This window comes from Eubacterium ruminantium, from assembly GCF_900167085.1.
GTDB classification, from domain to species: domain Bacteria; phylum Bacillota; class Clostridia; order Lachnospirales; family Lachnospiraceae; genus Eubacterium_Q; species Eubacterium_Q ruminantium.
This window is the reverse complement of the sequence record NZ_FUXA01000027.1, coordinates 1-7,806: the sequence shown is the minus strand read 5'-3', so window position 1 is coordinate 7,806 and position 7,806 is coordinate 1. Positions and strand designations below refer to the sequence as shown.

Annotated in this window: 10 protein-coding genes; 8 read left to right on the top strand and 2 right to left on the bottom strand. The window is 38.2% G+C overall.

Features of this window, described 5'->3' with window-relative positions; genetic code table 11:
* Nucleotides 1-223, bottom strand: a 223-nt coding sequence (locus B5D25_RS12495; protein WP_341465083.1) for a hypothetical protein, incomplete at its 3' end; no start/stop codon positions are given.
* Between the two features lie 83 nt (nt 224-306).
* Nucleotides 307-1,497, bottom strand: a complete 1,191-nt coding sequence (locus tag B5D25_RS12490) for an ATP-binding protein (protein ID WP_078788293.1) — start codon at nt 1,495-1,497, stop codon at nt 307-309.
* A 277-nt stretch (nt 1,498-1,774) separates the two neighbouring features.
* On the opposite strand from B5D25_RS12490, the gene B5D25_RS12485 reads away from it, so the two are divergent.
* The 8 genes from B5D25_RS12485 to B5D25_RS12445 all read left to right on the top strand — a co-directional run bounded on the left by B5D25_RS12485 (nt 1,775) and on the right by B5D25_RS12445 (nt 7,712).
* The gene (locus B5D25_RS12485) at nt 1,775-2,377 is read left to right on the top strand and encodes an SOS response-associated peptidase (protein WP_078788292.1); all 603 of its coding nucleotides are present in this window, start codon (nt 1,775-1,777) and stop codon (nt 2,375-2,377) included.
* A 94-nt stretch (nt 2,378-2,471) separates the two neighbouring features.
* Nucleotides 2,472-3,059 carry a pentapeptide repeat-containing protein gene (locus tag B5D25_RS12480; RefSeq protein WP_078788291.1) on the top strand — a complete coding sequence of 196 codons (588 nt, stop codon included), beginning with the start codon at nt 2,472-2,474 and terminating at the stop codon, nt 3,057-3,059.
* Nucleotides 3,060-3,089: 30 nt separating this feature from the next.
* On the top strand, nt 3,090-3,572 hold the full coding sequence (locus B5D25_RS12475; RefSeq protein WP_078788290.1) for a flavodoxin: 483 nt from the start codon (nt 3,090-3,092) through the stop codon (nt 3,570-3,572).
* 112 nt (nt 3,573-3,684) lie between these two features.
* A complete protein-coding gene (sfsA, locus tag B5D25_RS12470; RefSeq protein WP_078788289.1) occupies nt 3,685-4,347 on the top strand; it encodes a DNA/RNA nuclease SfsA in 663 nt (220 codons plus the stop codon).
* A gap of 12 nt (nt 4,348-4,359) precedes the next feature.
* Complete coding sequence (locus B5D25_RS12465; RefSeq protein ID WP_078788288.1) at nt 4,360-4,905, top strand: prolyl-tRNA synthetase associated domain-containing protein; 546 nt, start codon at nt 4,360-4,362, stop codon at nt 4,903-4,905.
* A gap of 22 nt (nt 4,906-4,927) precedes the next feature.
* Complete coding sequence (locus B5D25_RS12460; RefSeq protein WP_159444183.1) at nt 4,928-5,488, top strand: GNAT family N-acetyltransferase; 561 nt, start codon at nt 4,928-4,930, stop codon at nt 5,486-5,488.
* Nucleotides 5,489-6,030: 542 nt separating this feature from the next.
* The gene (gene tnpA, locus B5D25_RS12450) at nt 6,031-6,441 is read left to right on the top strand and encodes an IS200/IS605 family transposase (RefSeq protein WP_143000642.1); all 411 of its coding nucleotides are present in this window, start codon (nt 6,031-6,033) and stop codon (nt 6,439-6,441) included.
* Nucleotides 6,442-6,455: 14 nt separating this feature from the next.
* Complete coding sequence (locus B5D25_RS12445; protein WP_173472362.1) at nt 6,456-7,712, top strand: RNA-guided endonuclease InsQ/TnpB family protein; 1,257 nt, start codon at nt 6,456-6,458, stop codon at nt 7,710-7,712.
* Nucleotides 7,713-7,806 lie beyond the last annotated feature (94 nt).

Genomic DNA, 7,806 nt, shown 5'->3' with positions numbered 1-7,806 from the left:
TATCATTTCTGGCAATGGTGTATCTGCCTTTTCGCCAATCGCTTTCTGATATATGTTTATTAACACTTGAAAGCACTTCACCAAGAAATCCGGCAGCAAATGCCTCAGTAGATGCCTTAGCTGATACTTCCAGGGATCTGAAATCCATAGGGTCTTTCAAAAATCTTTCTTCAGCCTCAACTAAACTATTAACTAATCCTTCCAATAGTGCTACAATGTTCATGAGAGTATCTTCCTCCTTGTTTTGGGTTTTTTGGTCAAAATCATTATATCAAAGAGGCTTGATACTCTCTCTTTATTTTTTTATTAAACTGACAAAAACTTTACTCTATTCTCTCCATTTGTATGTGTTTTAGGATCATCATAATAATACTTTCCAATCTTCTCAATGACAGGCTCAATCTTTCCTAGTCTGTTCTGTCTTATAAGGTACTGTCTGCAGATTTCTTCAAACTTATGTGGAACGTATTTTTCTTCAAAATCATCGCTAATATATTTGTTATAGAAAACATCCGAATCCATAATCTTAAGCTGAGAAGAATACTTAAAAATATATCTAAAATAGAAAAGGGAGAGATTGTCGCAAATGTAGTATCCTGCCTTTTTTTTGTTGTTTTCATCATTGATAGGTGTTGTCTTTTCGACAACTTCCATCTTAATAAGTTTATCAAGCACATCTACCAAGGTAGGACCACTTGAAACATGTGACTGGGAAAGGATATCGCTATATTTGGAAAAGCCTTTTGCAAGAGCTTCGAACACTTCATTTGCATTAACAATTTTTGAAATCTCTGCATTAAGATACATAGAGACCTCATTTTCCAGACGCGCTCCCGGTGAAGCAATAAGGTCTATTATATTCTCTTTAACAGTTTTTTTATCATCAACGAGCCTGTTGAAATAAGGAATTCCTCCGAATACAGAATAGATTCTGACTTTATCCTCGTCGGACATGTTAGGATAAAATAAAGCAGATTCAAAATAATCCATCTGTTTGAGGTCTATAACAAGATCGACTCGTCCAAATAATGGATTGGAGTGTTCCAAAAGTGATTTCATTATATCGACATATGAACCGAGTATTATGAGTTTTAACTTGGATGTGTCTCGATACTTATCAACAAGCGACTGAAGAATGCTGTCGAGGCCTTTTATATTTTCTCTAAGATACGGATATTCATCCAATACGAAGACTATATTTTCTTCTTTTGCAAGCGTAAAAACATAGTTCATAAGTTCTTCGATTGATGTATATCCCAGCTTTGGCAGGCCTAAAACTTCTGAAACTATCTGACATATGCTCTGGACATTGCTAGCCTCAGTGACCTGCTTGCATTCATAGTAAATGCTCTTTATACCGGATTCTTTAATAGCCTGCTTTATAAGCTCACTTTTTCCAACTCTTCGTCTTCCATATATCAATGACATTCGCATATCATCAAAAGCCATTTCTTTTTTTAATTGATTTAGTTGTTTTTTTCTTCCATAGAATTTCATTTTTATTCGATTCCTTTCGACTCGGTCGTCATCGAGTTAAATTTATTATATAGAATTTGGCTTGTTTTGTAAATATTTCTAAAATGATTTATAAAAAATATATTTTGAAAGATATTTATCATTGGTGCGAAACTGTGAGGTTCCGCTTTTGACGTGATGGGTGGAATTTGTTGGATTTTTAAGAGGAACTCCATTTATAAAGCGACCCAAATTTGCTATAATAAAAAGCGATTTCTATTGTTAAATACAATTACAGTTGCAAACACCGGAGGCGATTATGTGTGGCAGATATCGTATAGAAGATACAGAACGATTTAGAAGTATAATTGAAGAAATGATGAAGTCTCCGCTTGTAGATGTATGGAAGAAGATTTCGGAAATAAAAACTTTAGGTGAAATCTGTCCGACAGATATTGTGCCGGTGATTGCGATGAATCGAAGGGGCGAGAAAGCTGTATTTCCGATGAAATGGGGATTTACAGGCAGGCAGCTGCTGATAAATGCAAGAGTGGAAACTGCTTCTGAAAAGGAATCATTCAGGAATGAATGGCTGACTCACAGATGCATTATACCGGCATCGTACTATTTTGAATGGAGCCATATGATTGGGAAAGACGGAAAGAAGAAGGCTGTAGATAAGTACAGCATTCAACCAAAGGGCTCTGACATGACGTGGCTTTGTGGGTTATACAGGTTTGAGAATGATCTGCCGGTGTATGTGATTCTTACCCGTGAACCGGGACAGGAAGTTAGCGCTATTCATGACAGAATGCCGCTTATCCTGCCCGAGGATCTTGTAAGTAGGTGGATCAGACCGGATGAAAATCCTGATGAACTTTTGGAATATGCACTTACCGAGATGGTTCTGGAGAAAGTATGAGGTTTTGTGGGTTAGAAAGAGTATAAAAATTTAATGTCGAAGTAACACACATAATAGGAGCCTCAAAAAATATTTGAGAGTAGGTATGAAATAAATGAATAGGAAAATCAAAAAGAATCTTGAAGAAATAATAGAACAACACCGGAAGTGGCTTAGAAATGATCCGGAAGGTGTTAGAGCTGATTTTAGCGATGCAGATTTGCAAAGAGTGAATCTTAGCGGATTGGATTTGTCGATGGCCAATTTCTTCGCTTGTGATCTGTCAGGAGCTAATCTTACAGGTACAAATTTGAAGGGCTGCACCTTTGAAAATGCAGTAGTCAAAAATGCCAAGCTAAGGAAAGCCAACATGCGGTTTTGCAATATAGTAAATGCTGTATTTGATGGCTCGGATATGAGAAATGTCGATCTAAGAAATGTTACCGGCACCACAGCGTCTCTTCAGAAAGTTAATCTTAGCAATGCAAATGCATTTGGATGTAATCTGGAGAATGCGGATTTGGATTATTCGAATATTACGGGTGTGGATTTTACCGGAGCAACACTGATCAGAGCGGATTTCAAAGGGGTAAACATCAAAAATGCAAAATTCCTGGGAGCCGACCTATCGGGGGCAGCTAACTTTAAGGATAAAATAAGCTCAAAGAAAAAACTGGAAATAGTTGATATTTCTTTGGAGTGAAAGAGAATAAAAAATAGGAGGACTTATACCATGTCAAAAACATTAGTAGCATATTTTTCAGCAACAGGAATTACAGGGGCAGCGGCAACAAAGCTTGCGAAGTCTGTAGATGCGGATATTTACGAGATAATTCCGGAGGTGCCATATACAAGCGCTGATCTTGATTGGAAAGATAAGGAATCAAGAAGCTCAGTGGAAATGAGAGATAAGAAGAATTCAAGACCTGCTATTGGTAGCGTTCCGGTTAAGGATATTCAGCAGTATGATAACATTTTTGTGTGCTATCCTATTTGGTGGTATACATGTCCGACTATAATCAATACATTTCTTGAAAGCTATGATTTATCAGGAAAGACAATAACTCTTTTTGCTACTTCAGGAAGTACTGATCTTGGAAGCTCGGTTGAAGATTTAACGAACAGTGCTTCAGGGGCAACGGTAAGAGAAGGAGCTATGTTAAATGGGGTTAGCTCAGAAGAGGAATTTAAGAGTATCGCGGAGAAGTTTATTTAATTGAATCATATTTTATGGGGTTAGAAATGTGATGCTTAATTAAATAGTCTGAGGGAAAAGTTTTAATACTGGAACAAGTAAGTAATAATGATTATTGGGGAAGGTGATTGCTATGAAATACAACAACATCACCCCGGGAATTTTTCTTAAGAGGCCCAACCGGTTCATCGCGGAGGTGGAGATTGATGGGCAGAAAGAGACAGTGCATGTCAAGAATACCGGAAGGCGCAGGGAGCTGCTGATTCCGGGATGCGAAGTGTGGCTGACTGAACCGGGGACACCGGGCAGGAAGACGAAGTATGACCTGGTGGCTGTCCGGAAGAGCAGCGGGGTACTATTTAATATTGACAGCCAGGCACCGAATAAGGTGGTTAAGGAGTGGCTGGAAACCATGGATTATAACCGGGTGGTTCCGGAATATACTTATGGCGATTCTCGGATTGATTTCTATATGGAACGCGGTAAGGAGAAGTTTCTTATGGAGGTCAAGGGCTGTACGCTTGAGGTGGACGGCGTCGGGTATTTTCCTGATGCGCCTACAGAGCGAGGCGTGAAACATATACGAGAGTTGATAAAGGCGAAGAAAGCGGGATTTAATGCTATTTTGGCATTTGTGATCCAGATGGACGGCGTGATGGAAGTTCGTCCGAATATTGAAATACATCCTGAATTCGGGGAAGCCATGAATGATGCAAAAATGGCGGGGGTGGAGATTTTATTTCTTACTTGCCATGTGGAACCGGACAAATTGGAGATAAATTATAAGAAGAAATAGAGGACTATAAAAATGCAGCTATTTGACGGAAGACCGGAGGTCGTGGATGGAAGACTTCCGAGAGAAATCAGAACTTACGATTTTCTTGACAAGCTTGGGATTGAATATAAGAGAACGGATCATGAGCCGGCTGACAACATGGAAGCGTGCAATAAGATTGACGCCGTGCTGGGAGTGGTCATTTGCAAGAATTTATTTCTCTGCAACAGGCAGAAGACGAAGTTTTATCTGCTGATGATGCCGGGGGATAAGAAGTTCAAGACGAAGGAATTGTCGAGTCAGATCAATTCGGCGAGGCTTTCATTTGCGGAGGCGGAGGACATGCTGAAATACCTTGATATCGAGCCCGGCGCCGTCAGCATAATGGGGCTGATGAATGATAAGGATCACGAGGTGCAGCTGCTGATTGATGAGGATGTGCTGAAGGGTGATTACGTTGGATGCCATCCGTGCGTGTGCACGTCGAGTCTTAAGATAAAGACCAGCGACGTGATGGAGAAATTCCTGCCGGCTGTGGGACATGATGTGATGACTGTGCATCTGGTTGGAGAAGACTAAAAATTCGGTCGGAGAGAATATGATGAAACTACTTACCTTATCGAAGGCAGACATAGAAAAGTTATATGCAGAAAGAATGACGAAGGATTTCCCGAAGGATGAACTGAAGCCGCTCAAAATGATCTTTGCCGCTATGGACAGGGGCGAATATGAGTGCCTGGGGCTTTATGATGGGGATGACATTCTCGGATACATTTTCCTGGTTAAGCATGGAAATGATTATCTGATTGATTATTTTGCAGTTGATTCTCAGCATAGAAATGAAGGCATCGGCGGCAAATCGCTTCAGATACTCAGCGAATATCTTGTAGATGCGGACACGGTGATTCTTGAGATCGAGAATCCGGACTTTGCCGAGAATGAGGAGCAGAGAGAGATTCAAAGCAGACGTCAGGGATTCTATCTTAGAAATGGATTGGAGAAGACCGGTGTTACGGTGAAGTGCTTCGGTGTACCATTTGCCATCCTTGAGATGGTTGTGAATGAAAGGCATTCGGATGATGTGATCGGGGAGATTTACCGGATGCATTATAGGGAACTGCTACCGGACAAGATGTACCGAGATAATATATTCGTAAACTGATTTGAATGAAAAAACACTGAGGAATTATCAGGCTCGTGAATGCTGATAAGTTCCGGGATAATATACTGCTTCATAGAATGTATAGAGGATAATAGTTCATAGCTAATATCCTCTTTTTTATTTGACGGGCGTCAAATAAAATATTATTCTTAATCGAGATAGGCATGGTGCAAATATAGAGGTACTTAGAAATTCAAGGAAAAAGACAATTAGGATTGCTCCGCTTTTTGATCATGGACTATCACTCCTTTATTCGTGTATAAGTGAAGAAGAAGTAAAAGCTTTTGACATTTTGGAAGATAAGAGATGCCGGAATTATATTGGCGGATATTCCTGCTATGAAAATCTTGGGTTGATAAAGGATAAAAGTAAAGTTTTCAGAAATAAGCTTTCGTTATCTGATAGAGCCTATATATTTGAAGATTTAGGATACCTAAGCGGGAATCCTCGGTAATTCAATTACCGAGATGAAAGCGTCATGTTATCCCTGATTGAACTACAAATTTAATGCAATAATTCATTAAATATGTTATACTATGTGTATGAATAATAATCTAATTCATTACAGAACTTCGGTGTGCAATATTAATTACCATGTGGTATGGTCCGTTAAGTATCGCCGTAAGATTCTTACTGCTGATGTTGAAGCGTATTTAAAGGAACTGGTACAGCAGATTGCAGAGGAAAAAGGCTTTACAGTTCAGATGTTTGAATGTGGCGAATGTGACCATATACATTGTTTTATTACTGCACCACCGAAGCTTTCTGTAACAATCATTGTAAAGTATCTTAAAGGAATAACAGGAAGAAAGCTCTTTGAACAGTTCCCGGAAATAAAGGATAAATTATGGAAGGGACAGCTGTGGAATCACTCTTATTATTGCGAAACAATCGGTTCGGTATCGGAAGAGAATATCAAACGATATATAGAACACCAAAGCAAATCTTACTAAAAGGAGAATGATCGATGCTTCTATCACATAAGACAAAAGTATCGCTGAATAATGGTTACTCAAATATAATAGGTCATATGTGCTATGCAGCATATAAGCTTTGGAATGTTGGCAATTATGAAAGAATGAATTATAAAGAGCTTGGATTATCTGAATATCCAGACTGGTACTATCAGAAAAAATGTCATAAGGATGATTTATGGTATAAACAACTTCCGTCGCAGACTGCACAAGAGGTTTTGAAGATTCTTGATAAGTCATGGAAGTCATTTTATGTTCTTCAGAAAACGCATGGGATAGAGAATCCTAAACCACCAAGATTCAAACAGGCTCCTATAGTTATAACATATATGCAGAATGCTATAGTTCACGAGAAAGACTCTGATACTATTCGTCTGTCTCTTCCTAAGCAGCTTAAGTTATTTATGTCTGAAACATATGGTATAAGTGATAATTACATTTATCTTAAAAATATGATTTTTAAGAACACAGATGCCATAAAGCAGATTAAGATATATCCACCGGAAGGGAACAAATGCGATATCATAATTATCTATGAAGTGGAAGATGTAATGCCTCTTTCGGATAATGGCAGATATCTGTCTATTGATCTAGGACTTCATAATTTAATGACCTGTTATGATTCAACAAGTGGTGATACATTTATTGTAGGAAGAAAATATCTTTCTATATGCAACTATTTTAATAAGGAGATTGCGCGTGTACAGTCTCAGTGGTCATCTTTGCAGAATGGAAAAGGTGTTAAATTTCCAAAATCATCAAAGCATATCCAAAGAATTCATAAAAAGAAAAATAATACTATAAATGATTATCTGCACAAAGTTACCAGATATATAGTTTCATACTGTGTTAAAAATCAGATAAATACGGTAGTTATTGGAGATATCACAAATATACGTAAAGACAATGATTTGGGAAATGTAACAAATCAAAAATTGCATTCACTTCCATATGCAAAGATATATATAATGCTTAAGTATAAGCTGGAAATGAATGGGATAACGCTGATCAAACAAAATGAAGCATATACCAGTCAGACCAGTCCACTATGTGAAAGCGTAACAAAAGAATCGGCAAAGAAGAATAATCGAATAAAAAGAGGTCTATATAAAGATGGAGACAAGGTATGGAATGCAGATTGCGTCGGAGCATACAATATACTAAGAGTATATTTGTCAAATAATAGTAAAAATATAAATCTTAATCCAAATGAGATTAACAATCCATATGTGGTAAAAGTAGCTGTGTAAAAAGCAGTATTGGTGTCATGGACGCACCCTGAATCTACGGAGCGAAAGCTCCGCAAATCAGATGCTTTGGCAATTCAATTGCCGAGTAGTTCAC